The sequence below is a fragment of the Ruania alba genome (genome assembly GCF_900105765.1).
GTDB lineage: Bacteria > Actinomycetota > Actinomycetes > Actinomycetales > Beutenbergiaceae > Ruania > Ruania alba.
On record NZ_FNTX01000001.1, the window covers coordinates 829030 to 850153 of the forward strand.

The following is a 21124-nucleotide window of genomic DNA, read 5'->3' on the forward strand; positions in this document are numbered from 1 at the left end:
TAGGGCGATGAGCATCATTCCTCCCGTGGCAGGTCCCTCGGACGCCGGCGAGCCCGTTCGGCAGAGCTACAGCGGGCTGTATCTCGCCGCGCCCCGTGAGCGCGTGCTCGAAGCCCTTGCCGGGCTCGGATTCACCGGCTGGGTCGGCCCCCAGGAGGACCGCTGGGTGGTGGCTGTGGCGGCCAACCCCCGCGGTTCCGTGGCCTCGAACCGTCGCACCATCGACGCCGTGACCGAGGAGAGCGCTGCGGCACTGGACGCCGTGGTGCTGGCCGTGGAGGTGGACCGCGAGCAACGGCTACGACTGCTCGCCCGCCGTGGCGCCGAGGAACTGGTGCGCTACGACTCCGACCCGCCCGAAGAGGACGGCTCGCAGGAGACCGAGATCGTCCTGGACGAGTTCGGTGAGCCAATGATGACCGGGTTCGAGGAACCGGACCACGACGACATGGCCGAGACACTGCTGGACCTGTGCGAGACCACCGACGAGGTGGACGACCCGGAGGCGATCACCAGCCCGGTCACCGAGTCGGCCGACGAGACCCTCGCCGACATCCTGGCCGAAGAGCTGGGGGAGAGCACCAGCGAGTCCGAGCGGCTGAAGGCCGTGCTGCGCCGGCTCAGCCTGCCGCGCTGGGTCGTCGCTTCTGCCTCCTTGCCGAAGCGGGTTCCCGGCGGACCCGACAAGAACGAGTTCACCTATCTCGGCCGGGGCAAGCAGGGCGCATCCGGCCGGTTCGCGGCGGCGTGGACGAACCGGGTGCGCAAGAAGGCCAAGGACCCCGAGCAGCGGCGCTGAACCTACAGCAGCGGGCCGAACGGTTTGATCAGCTGTTCCAAGGCGCGAGTGATCGGCCGGCGCTTGTTCCATTGGGCCAACGTGAGCCGGCTGGCGTTGGTGAGATCGGTGGCGAACACCTGCTCCATGTGCTCGGCGAGCTCATCGTCGAAGATCTCCAGGTTCACCTCGAAGTTCCCGGTCATCGACATCCGGTCGATGTTCGCCGTTCCGATCGTGGACCACCGCCCGTCCACCGTCATCGTCTTGGCGTGCACCATGGCGCCGCGGAACAGCCACAGCTCCACCCCGGCTTCGAGGAGCTGGGTGTAGTAGGTGCGGGCCGCCCAGTCGGCGATCACATGGTTGGAGACCTTGGGCACGAGCACCCGCACCGTGACCCCGCGCTCGGCTGCGTTGATCAGGGCGCCGAGGATCTCCCGGTCCGGGATGAAGTACGCCTGCGTGATGTAGATGTGGTGCTGGGCACGGTCCATCGCCTGCAGGTAGAGCGCCCGGATCGGGAACAGCATCCGGCTCGGTGCGTTCTCCGCACCGCGGATGCGCGCCTCCCATTCGCCCGCTCCGCGATCCTGGAGCCGGGGGTGGCGCTTCTTCTTTCGGTTCTCGTTCCAGAAGTCCACGAACGAGTCCTCGAGCTCCCACACCGACGGACCGGCGAGGCGTGCGTGGGTGTCCCGCCATTGCGTGGCGTACAGGGAACCGATGTTGTATCCGCCCACATACCCGACGGCGCTGTCCACGATGAGTAGCTTGCGGTGGTCACGGCCGGTCTTGCGCACGTTCATGGTGAGCAGACCCGGTCGGAAGAAGGGGAACCACAGCACGTGCAGCGTGGGCAGCTCGGGCATCTGCTTGAACCGCGGGTCCACCACCAGGTTTCCCCACGAGTCGACCACGAGATAGACCTCGACCCCGCGCTCAGCCGCGGCGATCAGTTCGTCCTTGAATGCCTGGCCGATCTCATCCGACTTCCAGATGAAGGTCTCGAAGTAGATCACCCGCTCGGCCGCCCGGATAGAGGCGAGCATCGCGTCGTAGACGTGCTGGCCGAAGGTGTAGACCGTCACCTCCGATCCGGCGACTGCCAACGTGCGCGGCGCAGTGCGGGGAAACTCCCCACCGGGAGGGTCGCGCCGCTTGCGAACCCGGTCGACCGTCACCACGATCGCGATCGCCGCTCCGTGCACCGCCGCCGCGATCGCGAGCCACCATGCCAGCGCACGGCGGCCGCGGCGGATCAGCTCACCCACCCTTGACATGACGTCACCGTACCTGCCTCCTGCCACGTGAGGTCAGGGTCCGGCGCCGCGCCACCGGCCGTGCGGGTACTCGATGGACACCGAGTGTCCGCAATTGCGGGTATATCTCGCGAATTGAGCGAGAAGTTCCGCACTCGCGTCAGAGGGGGGTGAGGATGAGGGCTCGGCCGGTGCTGGCCTCGACCCACTCCGCCCGCACTCCGTACACGGCGGCGATCAGCTCGGGCGTGAGCACCTCCCGCGGCGGTCCGGCCGCGGCCACCTCCCCGTGTGCGAGCACCAGGACCTGGTCGCACACCTGCTCCGCGTGGGCGAGATCGTGCAGGGCCATCAGGACGCCCGTCCCGTGCCCGGCCACCTCCCGGACCAAGGCGAGCATGGCGAGCTGGGCGGCGACGTCGAGGTGGTTCGTCGGTTCGTCCAGCAGCAGCAGACGCGGCTGCTGCGCCAGCGCGCGGGCCAGCTGGACCCGCTGCCGCTCCCCGCCGGAGAGTGTGCCGAAGTCCCGATCGGCCAGGTGCGTGGCACCGGCCCGGTCCAGGCACGTCTGCGCCAGCTCCAGATCGTCAGGGGAGTCGCCCCCGAACGCCGACCGATGCGGGATGCGCCCGAGCAGCACCACCTCGCGAGCGGTGAGTGCGACCTCGGTGTGCGCCTCTTGCTCCACCAACGCCAGGGTGCGGGCGCGCCGCCGGCGGCTCATCGCGCGCGCGTCCCGCCCGTCCAGCCGCAGCTGCCCGGCACTGGGCGGCAGGGCACCGATGACGAGCCGCAGCAGGGTGGACTTGCCCGAGCCGTTCGGGCCGAGCACCCCGGTCACCTCACCCGCCCGCAGGCTCAGCCCGACATCGCGGAGCAGCTGCGCCGAGTCCACCTGGTAGCCGAGGCCTTCGGCCCACAGGTCCGCGACCGTCACGTCCGCCGTCCGCGTACTCATGAGGTGCTCCGGTTCCGCAGCAGCAACCAGGCGAACACGGGCGCCCCGATCGCCGCGGTGAGGATTCCCACCGGTACCTCGGAGGGGTCGAAGAACGACCGCGCACCGGTATCGGCCCACACCAGGAAGACAGCACCGCCCAGTGCTGCCAGAGGCAGCAACCGCACGTGGCGGGCGCCCACGAGCAGGCGCACCACGTGCGGCAGCACCAGACCCACGAACCCGATCGACCCGCTCACGCTCACCAGCGCGCCGGTGAGCAACGCCGTCAGGGTCAGCAGCAGCCAGCGGGTGCGTGGCACGTGCACGCCGAGGGAGGCGGCAGCCGTGTCCCCGAACGCGAAGGCGTCCAGGCTGCGCCCGTACGCCAGCAGCACCACGCCGATAGCCACGACGGCGGACCCTGCGATGGCCACCGACGTCCAGGTGGCCGAGGCCAGGGATCCCATCAGCCAGGTGATGATCTCCCGGTAGGAGTCACCCTGGGCGGTGGAGAAGATCACGAAGGAGACTCCCGCTGCGCATGCCTGCGCCACGGCGATCCCGGCGAGGATGGTCCGCCCCGGGGTGAGCCGGCCCCCGATCCCCGCCAGGGAGAGCGTGGCACCCAGGGCGAGGAGGGCGCCGGCGAAGGCGGCCAGCGGCAGTGCGACGGCCACCCCGAGCAGCAGCACCGCGACGGCGCCGAGGGCGGCCCCGGAGGAGACGCCCAGCAGGTAGGGGTCGGCGAGCGGGTTCCGGGTGATCGCCTGCATCACGGCCCCGCACAGTGCCAGGCCTGCCCCCACGGACGCGGCGGTGAGCAGCCGGGGTGCGCGGCCCTGCCAGACGATCGCGTCCCGGATCACCGTGAGCGGGTTCTCCGGCACGGCGACCGGCACGCCACGGTCGGCGAGCCAGGTGAGGACGTGATGCCAGGCGCTGCCGAGCACCTCCGCCGGAGTGATGGCAGCCGGGCCGATCGTCAAGGCCACCAGCATCGAGCCGACCAGCACCAGCGCGCCCGTTGCCAGCCACGTCCCGAGCACCCCGCGCCGAGGCGGGTCACCTGGCGCGGGCGAGGGGCCGCCGTCGGGAGTCGACGAACGGCTGGGGGCGGGCTGACTGCGCCGCACGGCGGAGGTGGTCACGACACCGATGCCTCCAGCTCGGCCAGCTGGGTGGCGAGGTCGGCGACGGCCGGCACGCTGCGTACGCCCGCTTCGCTGGCGGGGAACGGCACGATCAGGTAGCGGCTCTCCTGCACGGCGGGCAGCACGGCGGTGGTCGGGGTGGATTCGAGCACCTCGATCTTGTGCTCGGCGGTGTTCCAGGCGGAGTCCACCAGCACGATCACGTCCGGGTTCTGCTCGGCGACGGCCTCCCAGGAGACCGACGCCCACGTCTCGGCGGTCTCGCCCATGATGTTGGTCAGCCCGACGGTCTCCATCAGCAGCTGCGGGGCGCCGATCCCGGCGCCCACGAACGGGGTGTCGGACCCGGAGGAGTACCACAGGGCGCTCAGGCCCGCCTCGGATGCATCGACCTCGGCGAGCTCGGCCTGCTGGCTCTGTACCAGCTCGGCTGCCTCGTCCGGTGCGCCGAGCAGCGCACCCGCTTCGGTGATCGAGTCGAAGACGTGGTCGAAGGTGAGCGGGTTCGGCTGGTACCCCTCGCCCTGGCAGGCGGCGGGGGAGACGTAGGTGGCGATGCCCAGCTCCTGCAGATCGCCTCGCTCCCCGGCGTCGTCGGCGGAGAAGTTCGACTCCCACCCCGCGAACACGAAGTCCGGCTCGGTCTCCAGCACCACCTCCTCCGACGGTGCCCGTTCGGCGAGCACCGGCAGGTCCGTGGCGGCATCGGCGAGATCCTCCGGCACCGGGCCGTCGGAGAACGCGGTCCCCACCAGACGGTCCCCGAGGCCGAGGGCGAGGACCATCTCGGTGGAGGTGGACTTGATGGTGACGATCCGCTCGGGCGCCTCGGTGACGGTGACCTCGGTGCCGCAGTTGTCCACGGTGACGGGATAGCCGGCGGAATCGGGAGAGGCTTCGGCAGAGCCATCTTCCTCAGGCGCGGGCGACGCCTCGCCGGCACAGGCCGTGAGGGCAAGGGCGAGCGGGATGGCGCACGCCAGGGCGGCGCGGCGGGGCAGCGGCACGAGGAACTCCAGGTTCAACTGAGGTGGAGGTGGCGCGCGGGACCCTCCGGCCAGATCCGGCCGGTCGACCGCGGGGCAGATCGGCCCCGGGGTGTCCGTGTGTGCAGTGTATCGAACGCCCGACGGCGGTCAGCTGCCCGGTCCTTCGATCGTCACCTCGACCTCATCACCGTCGTCCGTGGTCACGGTGGCCGTGTCGCTGAGTTGCACGGCGTCCGGGAACCACACGAGGAACCAGCCCTCCATCACACTGGCTTCGGCAAAGCTGCCGTTCTCGGTGTGGAGTTCGACCGCGTCGACGTCCTCACCCACCGTGCCGAGGAAGACCGTCATCGCACCGTGGTCGGGCGAGGGAGCCCACGGCTCACCCGTGAACGCCGAGTAGACACCGGTGCTGTCCGAGGGTTGGGGCGGGGCGCTCGTGCCAGGGTCGAAACTCTCGATGTGCGGGCGATATCCCAGGTCGGACCCCGGGTCCGGAAGCAGCACGCAGTACTGATAGGCACCAGCCTCGGAGGCTGAGAGGAGTATCTGGTGCTCGCCGCGTCGCTCGGCGAGCACGGGCGTGACCTCTGGCGCGTCCTGGTCCTCCGGCGCACCGAAGAACTGGTCCGGACAGATACTGGTGATCTCGTCCATCTCGGCGGGCCGCAGTTCGGTCGGCACCGGCGACCAGTCCGCGTACGCGGGCGCTCCGCCGTCGTCGGTCAAGGTGACGACGCCGACGGCCAGCAGAGCCGCGGCGGCCGCACCGGCCAGCATTCGGCGCGCGGCGACCGGGGGCTGCCTCGGGGTGAGCTCGGCGACCTCGTCCGCCGTGGCGGCGCTCGCGGCGATCCGGGCATTCACCTGGTTCAGGAGCGCCCGGGACTCTGCTTCGTCGACAGGGGGAACGTCCGGCTTCAGCGAACGCACGGCACGCAGCAGCGTGGAGTCGTCAGCCATGGTGTCCCCCCTTCTGTGTGGTGCGGTTCAGTAGGTGCAGCAGCCGCCGCCGAGCCCGGAACAACCGGACAGCGAAGGCCGACTTCGTGGTGCCCAGCACGGTGGCTGCCTGGTCGTTGCTGAGTTCCTCCCACGCCACGAGCGAGATGACCTCCTGCTCGGCGGGGGTGAGTCGGTTCCACGCATCGGCCAAGTCCTGACGGTTCGCGATCGACGTGGCCAGGTCGGTCTGTGGTTCCTCGGGTTGCTGGTCGATCCGGACCTTGAGCAAGAGCTGGCGGTTCTGGGCTCGCAGGTGGTTGCGCAGCACGTTGCGCGCCACCCCGAACAGCCACGGGCGCGCGTCCACGGGCACATCGTCAATCCGACGCCATGCCACCACGAACGTCTCGGCCACAATGTCCTCGGCCTCCGCCTCTGTGCGGCGGCGGATGAAGGCCAGCAACTCACGGTGATTCTCCCAGTAGAGAGTCTCGAACCGCCCCTCCGGGCCGGCCTTCATCCACCTCCTCCCCGTCCCTTACACCTAGACATGTCCGGCACCCAGGGGGTGATTACACACGACTTTTGTGTCACGATCAGATCACGCAGTGAGGCGACCCTCAGTCCGGCGTGGCTTCGTGCGTTCCCCCAGCCCTCGACGCAAGGCCAGTTCATGTATCGCTTCGCACAAATCAGATCCCGGGCCATCCTCGCCGCCTCGCTCAGCGTGGCGCTTGCTGCGGTGGCGTTCCATGTCGGGAGCACCTCACCTGCTCGAGCCGATGTGCCCGTGTCGGGTGATGCGCCCGGGGACGAGGCGCCGACAGACTCCTCCACGGTTGCGGAGTGGGAAGCCTGGGCCGAGGCGCTCGAGATCGAGGCGAACACCACGGACTGGGCAGCAGACTCGGCTGCCCGGGGGTGTGAGCTCGTCTCGATCGACATCAGGCACACCACTGTGCCAGAGAGCGAAGGGGCACCGGACGGGCTTACCGTGCCGATCGTGGAACGGACCGAGGACTGCACCGCGCCCGCCACGTTGTCTCAGCAGGACGCCCCGCAGAGTCGTACCGACTCCAGCTTGTCCACCGCTGCCTCCGCCTGTGCGAGCACGTCCGGTCCCGGCAGGATCTGCCTGAGCCGCTCCGGCAGTTACGTCACGTCCTCGTTCACCTACTACGGGTCCTCGAGCCCGAACGGGTTCATCCGGATCTACAAGCGGTCCAGCTCCTCCGGCTGCGGGACCGGTAGCACCCTCGCCACCGGGTCGCACTACACCTACTCCTACGGTGAGACACACAGTGTCTCCGCCTATGCCGGGTACGGGAACTACTCCGCCTCGTTCTGGCGCAAGCTCAGCTGGGGGCACACCAACTGGGGCACGGTCTGCGACACTCTCTGACACTCCCGCACTCGTGACACGATGAGTGCATGAGCATGCAGCCGCGCGCCGTGGTGACCGGCGCATCCACCGGAATCGGTGCCGCCACGGTGCGGGCACTGCGGGGGCGAGGGTACGCCGTCGTGGCCACGGCGCGCCGGGAAGAGCGCCTGCGGGCGCTTGCCGAGGAAACCGGGTGCGACACGGTGGCCGCCGATCTCACTGAGCCCGACGACGTCGCTCGCCTCGCCGAGCATGTGCGAGCTGGGGGCGGCCTGACCGCGCTGGTGAACAACGCTGGCGGCGCTCGCGGGGCGGACCCGGTCGAACGTGGGGACATCGATGACTGGGAGGAGATGTACCGGATCAACGTGCTCTCCACCCTGCGGGTGACGCAGGCGCTGCTGCCTGCGCTGCGGGCCGGCGGAGGCGGGGACGTGCTGGTGCTCACCTCGACCGCCGCGCACGACACCTACCCTGGCGGTGGCGGCTATGTCGCGGCCAAGCACGCCGAGCGGGTCATCGCGAACACGTTGCGCCTCGAGCTGGGCGGCGAACCGATCCGGGTGATCGAGATCGCCCCCGGGATGGTGCGCACCGAGGAGTTCTCGCTGAATCGGCTCGGCGATGCCGGTGCGGCGGACGCGGTCTACGACGGGGTGCAGAACCCGCTCACCGCCGACGACATCGCCGACGCGATCACGTGGACGCTCACCCGCCCCCGGCACGTGAACATCGACTCGATGCTGATTCGGCCGGTGGCGCAGTCGTCCAACACGCAGGTGGCGCGGCACGTCGGACTGTAGCGGCCTGCGGTCAGCGGCCGGCCACCACGTCCAGCGCCATCGCCGGGTCGTCCGTGCAGAGGGCATCGATGCCGCGGTCCCTCAGCTCGCGGGTGCGCTCGCGGGAGTTGACGGTCCATACCCAGGCCGCCAGACCGCTGGCCTGGATGGCGTCGATGTCGTCGGCGGTGAGGTGACGTTCCCACACGGAGACGCCACCGGCTCCGTGCTGCGTCGCGAAGGCGATCGCCTCCTCGAGGGGCCCGATCCGGTCCAGCATCGCGCGCACCGCCGTCTCGGCTTCGGGGCGGGCGGACCGCACCTGTTCCAGCAGTACCGCCTCGTTGCCGGCGTGGCCCAGGCTGAGCGGGTAGGCCACCAGCCCTGGCACCAGCTCGGTCAGATGGGCGAGCGCTTCCCAATGACCTCCCGAGGCGAACCAGCGCACCTGCGGATGCTGCGCCGTCACCCGGGCTACCGCATCGACGGCGGCTGGGTCCTTGATCTCGACGTTCACCTGAGCGTCCGCACCCACCAGGTCAAGCACCTCGGCGAGGGTAGGGACGTGTTCGCCCGAGCCGGCATCAGTGCGAGCCAACTCCGCCTCGGTGTGAGCGTTGACCGCGCCCGTGCCGGAGGTGGTCCGGTCCAGGGTGTCGTCGTGGATCACCACGGGGACACCGTCGGCGCTCAGGTGCACGTCCAGCTCGATGCCGTCCACCCCGAGCTCGATGGCGCGGTCGAAGGCCGCCAGGGTGTTCTCCGGTTGTTCGGCACTGGCTCCGCGATGGGCGTAGATCTGCACGCTGGGTCCCCTCCAGGTCGGTGGCGGCGAAAGTGGTCCGTGCCACCACGCTAGGTCGACCGGGTGCCGGTCAGGTGAACGTGGCACGAACAATCATGGCCGGCGCGGGGCGGAGCTGAAATCCCGGTGACCGAACGCTGTGATGTCGCTACTGTCGGCGGATGGACCCCGCCTGCACACCTGCTCTGACGGCGCTCTGGCCGCCCGCCGGTCTGACCGTGCGGGCCGGGGACCTGGAGCTGCGCTACCTCGACGACGAGTTGCTGGTTGACCTGGCCGAGCTGGCCTCCCGCGGTGTGCATGCCCCGGAGGCGATGCCGTTCGTGGTGCCCTGGACCCGAGGGACTCCCGAGGAGATCGCTCGCAGCGTACTGCGCTACCAGTGGCAGACGCGGGCATCGATGAGCCCGGACGCCTGGGGTCTGGAACTGGCTGTGCTGCATCAGGGACGCCCGGTGGGGATCCAGGCGGTCGGCGGGAAGGATGTGCCCACCACTCGGGTGGTCGGCACCGGATCCTGGGTCGGCCGGGAGCACCAAGGGCAGGGCATCGGTACCCGGATGCGGGCGCTGGTGCTGCACCTGGCCTTCGACGGGTTTGGCGCGCAGGTCGCCCGGACCGAGGCGTGGGTGGACAACCCAGCCTCCAACGCCGTCTCCCGCAAGCTCGGGTACCGCGAGAACGGCCTCATCCGTGAGGCCCGGGAAGGGACCGCCGTCGAGCACCGTGCCTACCGGCTCGAGCGAGCCGACTGGGAGGCGCACCGGGTCGCCCACCCCAAGGTGCACCCGGGCGAGGTGACCTACCAGGGACTGGACGCCGTCAGGGAGTTCCTGCACCTCCCCTGACCGCCGAGCGCAACCTGGTGCGGCGTTTCCCGCCGGAAATGCCGCACCAGGTTGCGCTCGCACGCGGTGGAGCGGGGGCGGTCGTGGCATCCTGAGCGTGCGGGCGATCCCCGCACCACCCAAGGAGAGTCGATGACGATTCTGACCACCGCCGCGGACCCGGCGAGCGACGAGTTCACCACCAACGAGTCGGCGCAGCGTGCTCTCGCGGCCGAGCTGACCGACCGCCTCGCCACGGTGGCACGTGGGGGCCCGGAGCAATCCCGGCAGCGGCACATCGACCGGGGCAAGCTGTTGCCCCGGGACCGGATCACTGCGCTGCTCGATCCGGGCAGCCCGTTCCTGGAGATCGCCCCGCTCGCCGCCTGGGACCTCTACGACGGCGAGTGCCCCGGTGCGGGAGTGATCGCCGGGATCGGGATGGTGCGCGGCCGGCACGTGCTGGTGATCGCCAACGACGCCACTGTCAAGGGCGGCACCTACTACCCGCTGACGGTGAAGAAGCACCTGCGCGCGCAGCAGATCGCGCTCGAGAACCACCTCCCGTGCCTGTACCTGGTGGACTCCGGCGGCGCCTACCTGCCGATGCAGGACGAGGTGTTCCCGGACGAGCAGCACTTCGGGCGCATCTTCGCCAACCAGGCCCGGATGTCCGCGGCCGGGATCCCCCAGCTGGCCGCGGTGCTCGGCTCCTGCACCGCCGGTGGCGCCTACGTGCCGGCGATGAGCGACGAGACGGTCATCGTGCGTGGCCAGGGCACCATCTTCCTCGGCGGCCCGCCGCTGGTGAAGGCCGCGATCGGGGAGGAGGTCAGCGCGGAGGAGCTCGGCGGCGGCGACCTGCACGCACGCACCTCCGGGGTGGTGGACCATCTCGCGGACAGCGACGAGCACGCATTGGGCATCCTGCGGGACATCGTGGGCACCCTTCCGCCGGCGCCCCCACCGGTGTGGGAGGTGACCGAGGCACGCGCGCCGGCGGTCGACGAGACCACGCTGTACGGCGCGGTCCCGGCCGACGTGGCCGCCCCGGCCGACCCGCGGGAGGTCATCGCCCGGATCATCGACGCCTCCGAGCTGCACGAGTTCAAGGCCGGCTACGGCACCACCCTGGTCACCGGGATCGCCCGGATCCACGGGCACCCGGTCGGCATCCTCGCCAACGACGGCGTGCTGCTCAGCGAGTCCGCCCTGAAGGGCGCCCACTTCATCGAGCTGTGCGACCAGCGCGGCATCCCGCTGCTGTTCCTGCAGAACATCTCCGGCTTCATGGTCGGCCGGGACGCCGAGGCAGGTGGGATCGCCAAGCACGGGGCGAAGATGGTCACCGCAGTGGCCACCACCCGGGTGCCCAAGCTCACCGTGGTGACCGGCGGATCCTTCGGCGCCGGGAACTACTCCATGTGCGGTCGGGCGTACGGGCCCCGGTTCCTGTGGATGTGGCCCGGCGCGCGGATCTCGGTGATGGGCGGCTCCCAGGCGGCGGCGGTGCTCACCACCGTCCGGGCAGATCAGGCGGCCGCACGGGGTGAGGAGTGGGCCGCTGAGGATCGGGAGGCGTTCGCGGCGCCGATCCGGGAGCAGTACGAGCGACAGGGCAACCCGTACTACGCCACCGCACGGCTCTGGGACGACGGCGTGATAGACCCCGCGCAGACCCGCACCGTGCTCGGCCTTGCCCTGGGCGTATGCTCCCGCACCCGACTCGGCGAGCCGGGCTTCGGCCTGTTCCGGATGTGAGCGCCATGTTCACCCGCGTGCTGATCGCCAACCGGGGCGAGATCGCCGTCCGGATCGCCCACACTCTGCGCCGCCTCGGGGTCACCTCGATCGCGGTGTACTCCGATGCCGACGACGGCGCCCCGCACGTGTGGGCTGCTGACGTCGCCGTACATATCGGCCCGGCCCGGGCGAGCGAGTCCTACCTGAACGTGCCCGCGATCATCGATGCGGCCCGGCGCACCGGAGCGGAGGCGGTGCACCCCGGGTACGGCTTCCTCAGCGAGAGCACCGAGCTGGCACGCGCCTGCGCCGACGCCGGGCTGATGTTCATCGGCCCCGGAGTGGAAGCCCTGGACGTGATGGGCAGCAAGATCCGCGCCAAGGAACGGGTGGCCGGGGCCGGGGTGCCGGTGATCGAGGGAGCTACCGAGAACGGGACGGGAGCCGGCTCGGACCGGGAGCTGCTCGACGCTGCGGCCGAGATCGGTGCGCCGCTGCTGGTGAAACCCTCCGCCGGGGGCGGTGGGAAGGGGATGCAGGTGGTGCGCGACCTGGCCGAGCTCCCCGAGGCGCTCGCGGCCGCCCGGCGCGTCGCACAGGCCGCCTTCGGCGACGACCGGCTGCTGCTGGAACGGTTCGTGGACGCGCCGCGGCACATCGAGGTGCAGGTGCTCGCCGACCACCACGGCAGCGTGATCACGCTGGGGGAGCGGGAGTGCTCGCTGCAGCGACGCCACCAGAAGGTGATCGAGGAGGCACCCTCGCCGCTGCTCGACGAGGCGACGCGCGAGCGGATCTGCGCGGCCGCCGAGGAGGTGGCCCGGAGCGTGGACTACCGGGGTGCCGGCACTGTGGAGTTCCTGGTGCCGGCCCAGCGACCCGGTCACTTCGCCTTCATGGAGATGAACACCCGGCTGCAGGTGGAACACCCCGTCACCGAGGCCGTCACCGGGGTGGACCTGGTGGAGTGGCAGCTCCGGGTCGCCGCCGGGGAGCGGCTGGACCCTGCGCTGGGGCAGGCACCGGCGAGCGGGTGGGCGATGGAGGCGCGGGTCTACGCCGAGCGCCCCGAGGCGGGTTTCCTGCCGGCGGCCGGGACCGCCCAGGTGGTGCAGTGGCCGGACGGGGCCCGGGTGGACCACGCACTGGAGCCGGGGACCGCCGTCGGCACGGACTACGACCCGATGCTGGCCAAGGTGATTGCCCACGGTGCCACGCGGGGGAGGCCCTGGCGCAGTTGGACCGGGCTCTGGCGGAGACCGTGATCCTGGGGCTGCACACCAATGTCGACTACCTGCGGGCGGTGCTGGCCGCGCCCGAGGTGCTCGCGGGGACGGCCGACACGACGCTGCTGGACCGAATCGGCGGTGCGAGCGGTGAGCAGGGGGACAGTGAGCAGAGGCTCCCCGGGGCGCTGATCGCGGCCGCACTCACCCGGCATGCACAGGCCTGGACCGACGACTTGTGGCACCAGCCGTCCGGGTGGCGGTTGGGCCGGGCGGAGCCCGTGGAGTACACCTACTCCTCGGGTGACCAGGTGCACCGAGTGCTGGTCACCGGACCTCCCACCGCGGCTCGGGTGGAGGGAGCCGCGACTATCGACGGTCCTGAGCACAGTGATGCCAGATTCGGCACCATCAGCCAGAGCGCCGTCGATAGTTGCAGCCACCAGCTCCGGCTCGACGGCGTGGTGCGGCGGGTGTGGGTGTGGGAGGGCACCGACGGGACCTGGGTGCGTCTGAATGGCCGGACGACGGTCCTCACCCGGCCCCGGGACGCACCTGCTGCCTCGGGACCTGGGGCAGTGAGCGGGCCCGAGCTGCGCACACCGATGCCCGGCACCGTCGTCGCCGTGCACGTCCATCCAGGCGCACCGGTGGAGCCCGGGGACCTGGTGGTCACCGTCGAGGCGATGAAGATGGAGCACCAGATCCGCGCAGCCAGCGCCGGTACTATCAGCCTTGACGTCGCCGTCGGTGACCTGGTCCGGACCGACCAGGTGCTCGGCGTGGTCAGCGGCCCGGAGAGTCCACAAGACACCGCCGAGCCGAGCGCAGTGATCCACAAGATCTGACGAAGGAGTCACGCTCATGCCCTACGGATTCACGCCCGAGCACCTCGCTCTGGCCGAGAAGGTCCGCACCTTCGCCGACACGGTCGTGCGGCCCGCGGCCTACGAGTACGACACGCGGCGTGAGCTGCCGCAGGCGATCATCGCCGAGATGGGCGCGATGGGCCTGTTCGGTCTCGCGCTTCCGCCCGAGTACGGCGGCAGCGGCCCGGACTACACTGCCTTCTGCCTCGCCGTGGAGCAGATCGCCCGGGTGGACCAGAGCCTCGCGGTGACCCTCGAGGCCGGGATCGGGCTCGGGGCGGTGCCGGTGCTCCGGTTCGGCACTGAGGAGCAGAAGCGCACCTGGCTGCCCAGCCTGGCCCGCGGCGAGGCGCTTGCCGCCTTCGGGCTCACCGAGGCCGACGCTGGGTCCGATGCCAGTGGCACCCGCACCACCGCCGACCTGATCGACGGGCACTGGGTGATCAATGGCACCAAGCAGTTCATCACCAACTCCGGGACGGCGATCACCACCCTGATCACGGTCACCGCGGTGACCGGGGAACGCACCCGGGAGGACGGCACCCGTGCCCCGGAGCTCTCGGCATTCCTGGTCCCCGTGCCCACTCCGGGCCTGGAGGTCGGCCCCGCCTACGACAAGGTCGGCTGGCACACCTCGGACACCCACCCGCTCACCTTCACCGACGTACTCATCCCCGAGGCGAACCTGCTCGGCGAGCGGGGCCGTGGCTACGCCAACGCCGTCACCTGCCTGGACGAGGGCCGGATCGCCTTCGCGGCGCTGTGCACCGGAGCCGCCCAGGGCTGCCTGGAGGAAGCGTTGCGGCACAGCCAGGAACGCGAGGTCTTCGGGCGCACCCTGGGCTCGAACCAGCACGTGGCGTTCATGGTGGCGCGGATGCAGGCGCGGGTGCACACGGCGCGTCTGGCCTGGGTGGAGGCGGCACGCCTGATGGAGGTGGGGGAGAGGTTCAAGATGGCGGCCTCGCTGGCCAAGCTGGTCGGCGCGGAGTCCGCGGTGGCGAACGCTCACGACGCGTCCCAGATCTTCGGCGGCTACGGTTTCCTCAACGAGAACCTCGTGGCCCGGCACTACCGGGACGCGAAGGTGCTCGAGGTCGGTGAAGGCACCACAGAGGTTCAGCTCGGGGTGATCGCGCGGGAGCTAGGCCTCACCGAGACCGGGATGCGCCGGACCTGACCGCCGAGAGGAACGAGGAGCCACGATGGGGCCGTCTCAGCCCGAGCAGAAGGGGTCGCCGCCGTTGCGCGAGGAGGTGCAACGGGGCCGTTACCTGGACGAGCTCGAGCTGGACGTGCGATACCGGCACGCACCTGGCCGCACCATCACCGAGGCCGACGACGTCCTGTTCACCACCGCCACGATGAACCCGCAGGCGCTGCACCTGGATGCCGCCTGGTGCGCCACCCAACCGTTCGGCCGACCGCTGGTGAACTCCATGTTCACCCTCGCGACGCTGGTGGGTCTGTCCGTCGGGCACCTTACCCAGGGCACCACGGTGGCGAACCTGGGGTTCGAGGAGGTGCACTTCCCCGCCCCCATGTTCCACGGCGACACCCTCTATGCCGAGACCGTGGTGCTGAGCACCCGGCCGTCGGCGAGCCGGCCCGGGCAGGGGATCGCCCGGCTGGAGCACACCGGCCGGAACCAGGACGGCACCGTCGTGGCCGTGGCCGTGCGCTCGGCCCTGATGTGGACCCGGGCTGGTCACGAGCGGCACGCCCACGACGACTCGCGAGAGGACACCTGATGACCGCGATCCCAGGGCCCGCCCTGCTGTTCTGCCCGGCCAACCGTGCCGATCGGTACCACAAGGCAGCGGGACGGGCCGACGGAGTGATCCTCGACCTCGAGGACGCCGTCGCCGCCGCTGAGCGGGACGCAGCCCGGGAGTCCATCGCCGCCCACCCGCTGGACCCGGATCGCACCCTGGTGCGGGTGAACCCGGCCGGCACCGCCGATCATGAGCAAGACGTGGCCGCCGTACGTCGGGCCGGCTACACCCGGGTGATGCTCGCCAAGGCGTCCGGCCCCGGCGACCTTGACGCTCTGCACGATCTGGAGGTGGTGGTGCTCTGTGAGACGGCACGCGGGGTACTCGCCGCACCCGAGCTGGCTGCCATGGATGCGGTGGTGGCCCTGATGTGGGGCGCCGAAGACCTGATGGCCTCCCTCGGCGGCACCTCCAGCCGCTTCTCCGTCTCCACCTCCGGCGTCGCGGCGCCCTACCGCCCCGTCACCCGGCATGCTCGCTCGCGGATCCTGCTGGCCGCCGGTGCCTACGGCAAGGCCGCGATCGACGCCGTACACCTCGACCTCGACGACCACGTGGGCCTGCGCGCCGAGGCGGAGGACGCGGCGGCCTCCGGGTTCGCCGCCACCGCCTGCCTGCACCCGGACCAGGTGCCGGTGGTGCGGGAGGCCTACCGGCCGGACGCGGCCCGGGTGCGGTGGGCCGAGGAGGTGCTCGCGGCCGCCCCCGACGGCGGGGGTGTGCACCGGCTCGGGCGCCAGATGATCGACGAACCCCTGCTCGCCCAGGCGCGCGCCGTGCTGCGCCGCGCCGGAAAGGAGCCCATGTGACCCGGTTGCGATTGACCACAGTGAATCTGTCCTCGCCCCACCCCCGCGAGTTGGGCGAGTTCTACGCCCGGTTGTTGGGGTGGGAGATTGCCCGCGCCGAGGAGACCGATGTGTATCTGCGCAACCCCGACGGCGGAGTGCACCTGTCCATCCAACTCGAGCACGTCTACACGCCTCCGGTCTGGCCCTCGACGCCGGGTGAGCAGGAGATGATGATCCACCTGGAGATCCAGGTGGACGACCTCACCGGTGGCCTCGAGCACGCCCTGGCCAGCGGTGCGAGGCTCGCCGACTGGCAACCGCAGGACGACGTGCGGGTCTGCCTCGATCCGCACGGTCACCCGTTCTGTCTGTGGACCTGACAGCATCGTCGCGCACCTAAGGTGAGGGCATGGAATCCGAAGAACGACTGGCCGTCTTCCTCGACTACGAGAACCTCGCTCTCGGTGCGCGCGAGCACCTGGGTGGGATGGCGTTCGACTTCGGGCCGATCGCCGATGCGCTCGCGATCCGCGGCCGCGTCGTGGTGCGTCGTGCCTACGCGGACTGGTCCTACTTCGACGAGGACCGGCGCTCGCTGACCCGCCATCAGGTGGAACTGATCGAGATGCCGCAGCGGATGGGGGCTTCGCGCAAGAACGCCGCGGACATCAAGATGGTCGTCGACGCGATCGAGATGGCCTTCGAACGTGACTACATCTCCACCTTCGTGATGTGCACCGGGGACAGCGACTTCTCCCCGCTGGTGCACAAGTTGCGCGAGCTCAACAAGCGGGTGATCGGTGTGGGTGTGGAGAAGTCCACCTCCCGGCTGCTCCCGGCCGCCTGCGACGAGTTCCTGTTCTATGACCGCCTCGAGGGTGTCGAGGTGCCGGAGGACGGCGAACCCACCGAGCGGCGTGGTCGCGGCCGTCGCGGAGCTCAGGGTGGCACGAAGAGTTCCGGCGAGCCGAGCCGGCAGGCTCCCGTCCCACCGCCGGCCGTCGCGGCGGAACCGCCACCGAGCCCACCCGAGGCAGCAGGCGAGGACGAGCCAGTCCCGGCCGACGACGCCGGTTCGCTCGAGGTGCTCGTGGCTCAGACCCTGGCCGGGCTGCAGTCCTCCACCGGCGGCAGCGTCACGGCCTCGGTGCTCAAGCGCACTCTGCTCCGCAAGGACCCGACATTCAGCGAGTCCGACCACGGGTTCCGCACCTTCGGCGATGTGCTGCGTCACCTCGCCGAGCGAGGGTCGGTGGAGCTGGCCAGCGGCCCGGCGGCCGGGGATCCTGAGGTGTCCGTGCCCGCGCACGGTGAACGGGAGGACGCGTTCGCGCTGCTGCGTGCCGTCGTCACGGAGGCCGACGGCCCGGTGGCCCTGTCCAGCTTGAAGAACCGGCTCCGGAAACGGCGCCCCGACTTCAGCGAGAAGGCGCTCGGGTACCGCAACTTCCTGCAGTTCTGCAAGGATGCCTCCGCCGGTGCCGTGGACCTGCGCTGGGACGAGGACGCTGAGGACTACCTGCTGAGCGCATGAGCGGCCCCGTGCGTGACGACCGTGCGGTGGTACCGCCCGAGTGGCCGGTGGGCCTGCGCGCACTGCTCGGCATGGCGGGGTTCGGTCCGGGCCCTGCGGAGGTTCGGGCAGTTGTCGACGGGCGCGTCGTGGTCATCACCGGTGCCTCGCGGGGCGTGGGCGAGCGGGTCGCGATCCGGCTCGGTGCCGTGGGTGCCCACGTCGTGCTGCTTGCCCGGGGTGAGGACGTGGACACCGTGGCCGAGCGGGTGCGTGCACATGGCGGAACGGCCACCGCCTATCGGCTCGACCTGCGCGACACCGCCGCCGCCAGCAGTACAGCCGACCGGATCCTTGCCGACCAGGGCACCCCCGCCGTCGTGATCTCCAACGCCGGGCACAGCATCCGGCGCCGGTTCGCGGAGTACTCCGACAGATTCCACGACGTGCACCGCCTGATGGGGGTGAACGCGCTCGGCCCGATCGCGTTGCTCCTCCCGCTCCTCCGGGAGATGACGGCGGCCGGTTCCGGGCACCTTGTCTCGGTCGCCTCGGCCAGTGTGGACGTCCCCAGCCCTGGGTACTCGGCCTACGCGGGCAGCAAGTCCGCCTTCGAGGCGTGGCTGCGGGCGCTCGCTCCGGAGCTGGGCGCCGACGGCGTCGCGACCACCTCCATCCACCTCCCGCTGGTACACACGGCGATGAGCGCACCGACCGCTGCCCATGCGCACGCACCCGGCCTGACCGCCGACGGCGCCGCCGCCCTGGTGTGCCGGGCGATCGTCGACCGGCCGCGACTGATCTCACCGTGGTGGTCCCGGCTCGGCGGGCTGCTCAGCGGCCTGGTGCCGGCGGCATCGGACCGCCTGCTCGGCTCGGCAGTGCTCCGCGACCGGTGGTGACCGGCTAGGGTCCGGAGCATGCCGCAGCAGGACGCCACCGAGGCGCAGGTCTCGCGATCGCGACGGTACCTGCTTCCCGAGGCGGTCGGGCTGCTGCGAGCGGTCCGTCCGAGACCGCGGGATGTGTCCGCTCTCGGTGCGCTGCTCCGGGGCGGTGCCACTCTGGCCGACGTGGGCCTGTGGGCAGTCCGGAGGGCGGCCGGGCGACCGGTCCTGATCGACGATGACGGGGTGCTCACCGGTGCGGACCTGAACGTGGCGGTGCACCGGCTGATGGCGGCGATCGGGGATTCGCCCGGGCGCGCGGTGGCGTGCCTGGGTGACCACCGTGGCCTGGTGGCCACGATCATCGCCGCCGGCGCCCTCGGGATCGACCTGACCCTGCTGAGCCCGCGGGCCGGAGAGCAGGCCCGACGGCGGGTGCTGAGTGGCGATGTCGGGCTCGTCCTCCACGACGGTCCGGCACGCCCGGACATCACACAGCGCCAGATCGACGTGCGCGCGGTGCTGCAGCGGCCCGCGGGCCCCGTGCCGGCTGCCCGCCGCACCAGGATCCCGGCGCTCGTGCTGCACAGCTCCGGCAGCAGCGGTGCGCCCCACCCCCGCACCGAGCGCCGCGTGGGCTGGGCGCAACTTCCCACCGTCGTCTCCCTCGCAGCCGCCCTCGGCGCACGGCGGGGCGAGCCGATGCTGGTGGCGGCACCGTTGAGCCACGGTCACGGGCTCTCCGCGCTCGCGGCCGGGCTGCTGGTGGGGGCACCTGTGCTCCTCGGCGCCTCCCGGCATGCCGACCACGGCCTGGCCTCGATCGCAGCTCACCGGGTCGGTACCTGGGTGGGCCTGCCCACCCAGCTGGCCGACCTGATGACGCAGGCCGGCGGCGCCCACCTGCCCTTGCGACGGATCGTGGTGGGGTCGGCACCGCTCTCGGCCATGGTGGTGGAGCAGGTCCGGTCCACGGTGGGGGAGGTGCTGGTGAACTACTACGGCACCACCGAGTCCGGGACGGTCACCATCGCCCGGCCCGCCGATCTCGCCGCCGACCCGGCGACCGTGGGACGCCCGGCCACCGGGGTGACTATCCGGATCCAGGACCCGGCCGGGTGGGTGCTCCCGCGCGGCGAGACCGGTGCGGTCCTGGTGCGCTCACCCTGGCGCGCAGCGGGGGAGCGGCCCTGGATCCGGACCGGCGACCTGGGACGGCTCGACGCGGCCGGGAGGCTGACGCTCGCGGGTCGAGAGGACGGCACCGTCATTGTCGGCGGGCACCGGGTCACCCTCGCCGCTGTGGCCGACTGGCTGGAACGCCAGATGGCTGTCGACCGTGCCGAGGTGACCGCAGTGCCGCACCCGCGCCTCGGTGAGGTGGTGCACGCCCGGATCGCCGGCGACGTCGACCTGCATGAGCTGCACACCCGCGCCCGCACCGAGCTCGGAGACGCGGCGGCCCCGCGGGAGATACGGGCGTGGTGACCATGCACTTCCCGGCCCTGGTGGAGCGGCTGGTGCGCGAGCAGCGCCCCAGCTGGCTCGTCTATGACGGCCGGCACGACCCGTACCGACAGCAACTCAAGGCCGCCTTCCCGCGCGTTGGTCCCGAGGCGAGCTGCAACGACGCATGGCACCTGAACGCCGTCGGCGGATCCTGGCTGGTGGCCTACGGGAGCGCGCCCGCACGCCAGCGCGAGCACCACGCCACCGAGGCGGAAGCCTGCCAGGCCATGTATGAGCGAGTGGTCGCGGCGGGGGAGACGCCCGTGACGGCCATCGGGCCGGGCGCTCTGCCGGAACCGGTACGGGCGTTCATCGCCCAGCTCGGTGCCACCCCACGCGATACCCGTCTCGGGGACGTGCATGTGGCAGTCGACGGGGACATGGCCCACCGCATCGTGGTCACCGATACCGGATACGGTCTGGACTATCCATCGGTGCGACCACCCGCAGCCGGCCGTGCTCGCCTGCGAAGCGCCGAGCTGGAGGACGTGTGCCGGTTGCTGGTGGTCGAGCTCACCGCACGCCTGCGGCCGTGGGCGCCCGGGGAATCGCGGTGGGGTTTGCCGCTGAGGCTTTCCGATACCGAGCGGGTCCAGCGCTTGGCCGACCACCCGGTGGAACGGGTGATCAATGCTTGCATGGGCGAGCGTCCGCACGAGGTGCTGGAGGAGATCGGACAGCCTGCCGCCGTGCACCTGCTGGACGAGAGACTCCGGGCTCTAGGGAGCGGCCCGGGTTGGATCCTTCTTCCCACCGGTGGTCCCGACGGCGTCAGGTTCACCGATCGGAGCGTGGACTACGTGCTCGCCCGGGACGCCGGCGAGTACGTCATTTCCCACCGCCGGGAGCGCGCGAACGGTGACCACGAGATACTGCGCGTCGCAAACATCGACGAGGCGCGTACGCGGCTGGCCGAGCTGCTGACGTAGCCGGGCGGGAATCGACTGG

The 21124-nt window shown here is 71.0% G+C and carries 22 protein-coding genes; 15 read left to right on the plus strand and 7 right to left on the minus strand.

Annotated elements, in window-relative coordinates:
- Positions 1–7: 7 nt before the first annotated feature.
- Positions 8–799 carry a hypothetical protein gene (locus tag BLU77_RS03860; RefSeq protein ID WP_139177582.1) on the plus strand — a complete coding sequence of 264 codons (792 nt, stop codon included), beginning with the start codon at positions 8–10 and terminating at the stop codon, positions 797–799.
- Positions 800–801: 2 nt separating this feature from the next.
- Here BLU77_RS03860 and BLU77_RS03865 read toward each other — a convergent pair whose 3' ends face one another.
- The 6 genes from BLU77_RS03865 to BLU77_RS03890 all read right to left on the minus strand — a co-directional run bounded on the left by BLU77_RS03865 (position 802) and on the right by BLU77_RS03890 (position 6585).
- The gene (locus BLU77_RS03865) at positions 802–2061 is read right to left on the minus strand and encodes a phospholipase D-like domain-containing protein (RefSeq protein ID WP_089771773.1); all 1260 of its coding nucleotides are present in this window, start codon (positions 2059–2061) and stop codon (positions 802–804) included.
- A gap of 139 nt (positions 2062–2200) precedes the next feature.
- On the minus strand, positions 2201–2998 hold the full coding sequence (locus BLU77_RS03870) for an ABC transporter ATP-binding protein (protein WP_089771774.1): 798 nt from the start codon (positions 2996–2998) through the stop codon (positions 2201–2203).
- Positions 2995–4128: a putative F420-0 ABC transporter permease subunit gene (locus BLU77_RS03875; RefSeq protein ID WP_425441204.1), complete on the minus strand. Its 1134-nt coding sequence runs from the start codon at positions 4126–4128 to the stop codon at positions 2995–2997. Before BLU77_RS03875 ends, BLU77_RS03870 begins: the two co-directional genes overlap by 4 nt.
- On the minus strand, positions 4125–5138 hold the full coding sequence (locus BLU77_RS03880; protein WP_342741442.1) for a putative F420-0 ABC transporter substrate-binding protein: 1014 nt from the start codon (positions 5136–5138) through the stop codon (positions 4125–4127). Before BLU77_RS03880 ends, BLU77_RS03875 begins: the two co-directional genes overlap by 4 nt.
- 129 nt (positions 5139–5267) lie before the next feature.
- Positions 5268–6083, minus strand: coding sequence for a hypothetical protein (locus BLU77_RS03885; RefSeq protein WP_089771775.1), 816 nt, complete (start codon positions 6081–6083; stop codon positions 5268–5270).
- The gene (locus tag BLU77_RS03890) at positions 6076–6585 is read right to left on the minus strand and encodes an RNA polymerase sigma factor (protein ID WP_089771776.1); all 510 of its coding nucleotides are present in this window, start codon (positions 6583–6585) and stop codon (positions 6076–6078) included. The genes BLU77_RS03885 and BLU77_RS03890 overlap by 8 nt, the downstream gene beginning before the upstream one ends.
- A gap of 153 nt (positions 6586–6738) precedes the next feature.
- Between BLU77_RS03890 and BLU77_RS03895 the strand changes: the two genes are divergently transcribed.
- Complete coding sequence (locus tag BLU77_RS03895) at positions 6739–7467, plus strand: hypothetical protein (RefSeq protein ID WP_089771777.1); 729 nt, start codon at positions 6739–6741, stop codon at positions 7465–7467.
- Between the two features lie 29 nt (positions 7468–7496).
- Positions 7497–8252: an SDR family oxidoreductase gene (locus BLU77_RS03900; protein WP_089771778.1), complete on the plus strand. Its 756-nt coding sequence runs from the start codon at positions 7497–7499 to the stop codon at positions 8250–8252.
- A 10-nt stretch (positions 8253–8262) separates the two neighbouring features.
- Here BLU77_RS03900 and BLU77_RS03905 read toward each other — a convergent pair whose 3' ends face one another.
- Positions 8263–9036: a glycerophosphodiester phosphodiesterase gene (locus BLU77_RS03905; protein WP_175476931.1), complete on the minus strand. Its 774-nt coding sequence runs from the start codon at positions 9034–9036 to the stop codon at positions 8263–8265.
- A gap of 161 nt (positions 9037–9197) precedes the next feature.
- Between BLU77_RS03905 and BLU77_RS03910 the strand changes: the two genes are divergently transcribed.
- The 12 genes from BLU77_RS03910 to BLU77_RS03960 all read left to right on the plus strand — a co-directional run bounded on the left by BLU77_RS03910 (position 9198) and on the right by BLU77_RS03960 (position 21105).
- Positions 9198–9884, plus strand: coding sequence for a GNAT family N-acetyltransferase (locus BLU77_RS03910; RefSeq protein WP_089771780.1), 687 nt, complete (start codon positions 9198–9200; stop codon positions 9882–9884).
- A gap of 132 nt (positions 9885–10016) precedes the next feature.
- On the plus strand, positions 10017–11624 hold the full coding sequence (locus tag BLU77_RS03915) for a carboxyl transferase domain-containing protein (RefSeq protein WP_089771781.1): 1608 nt from the start codon (positions 10017–10019) through the stop codon (positions 11622–11624).
- Between the two features lie 5 nt (positions 11625–11629).
- A complete protein-coding gene (locus BLU77_RS22510) occupies positions 11630–12871 on the plus strand; it encodes an acetyl-CoA carboxylase biotin carboxylase subunit (protein WP_245708654.1) in 1242 nt (413 codons plus the stop codon).
- Positions 12844–13680 (plus strand): biotin/lipoyl-containing protein, encoded by an 837-nt coding sequence (locus tag BLU77_RS22515; RefSeq protein WP_245708655.1) that lies wholly within the window; start codon positions 12844–12846, stop codon positions 13678–13680. Before BLU77_RS22510 ends, BLU77_RS22515 begins: the two co-directional genes overlap by 28 nt.
- A 16-nt stretch (positions 13681–13696) precedes the next feature.
- Positions 13697–14881 (plus strand): acyl-CoA dehydrogenase family protein, encoded by a 1185-nt coding sequence (locus tag BLU77_RS03925; RefSeq protein WP_089771782.1) that lies wholly within the window; start codon positions 13697–13699, stop codon positions 14879–14881.
- A 25-nt stretch (positions 14882–14906) separates the two neighbouring features.
- Positions 14907–15452 carry a MaoC family dehydratase gene (locus BLU77_RS03930; protein ID WP_089771783.1) on the plus strand — a complete coding sequence of 182 codons (546 nt, stop codon included), beginning with the start codon at positions 14907–14909 and terminating at the stop codon, positions 15450–15452.
- Positions 15452–16285 carry an HpcH/HpaI aldolase/citrate lyase family protein gene (locus tag BLU77_RS03935; RefSeq protein WP_089771784.1) on the plus strand — a complete coding sequence of 278 codons (834 nt, stop codon included), beginning with the start codon at positions 15452–15454 and terminating at the stop codon, positions 16283–16285. Before BLU77_RS03930 ends, BLU77_RS03935 begins: the two co-directional genes overlap by 1 nt.
- Positions 16282–16647: a VOC family protein gene (locus tag BLU77_RS03940; RefSeq protein WP_217632354.1), complete on the plus strand. Its 366-nt coding sequence runs from the start codon at positions 16282–16284 to the stop codon at positions 16645–16647. Before BLU77_RS03935 ends, BLU77_RS03940 begins: the two co-directional genes overlap by 4 nt.
- Before the next feature lie 29 nt (positions 16648–16676).
- A complete protein-coding gene (locus tag BLU77_RS03945) occupies positions 16677–17801 on the plus strand; it encodes a PIN domain-containing protein (RefSeq protein ID WP_089771785.1) in 1125 nt (374 codons plus the stop codon).
- Entirely contained in the window at positions 17798–18682 is an 885-nt protein-coding gene (locus tag BLU77_RS03950; RefSeq protein WP_089771786.1) for an SDR family NAD(P)-dependent oxidoreductase, read from the plus strand. Before BLU77_RS03945 ends, BLU77_RS03950 begins: the two co-directional genes overlap by 4 nt.
- An 18-nt stretch (positions 18683–18700) precedes the next feature.
- Positions 18701–20155 carry a class I adenylate-forming enzyme family protein gene (locus tag BLU77_RS03955; protein ID WP_089771787.1) on the plus strand — a complete coding sequence of 485 codons (1455 nt, stop codon included), beginning with the start codon at positions 18701–18703 and terminating at the stop codon, positions 20153–20155.
- On the plus strand, positions 20149–21105 hold the full coding sequence (locus BLU77_RS03960; protein ID WP_089771788.1) for a hypothetical protein: 957 nt from the start codon (positions 20149–20151) through the stop codon (positions 21103–21105). The genes BLU77_RS03955 and BLU77_RS03960 overlap by 7 nt, the downstream gene beginning before the upstream one ends.
- Positions 21106–21124: the final 19 nt, after the last annotated feature.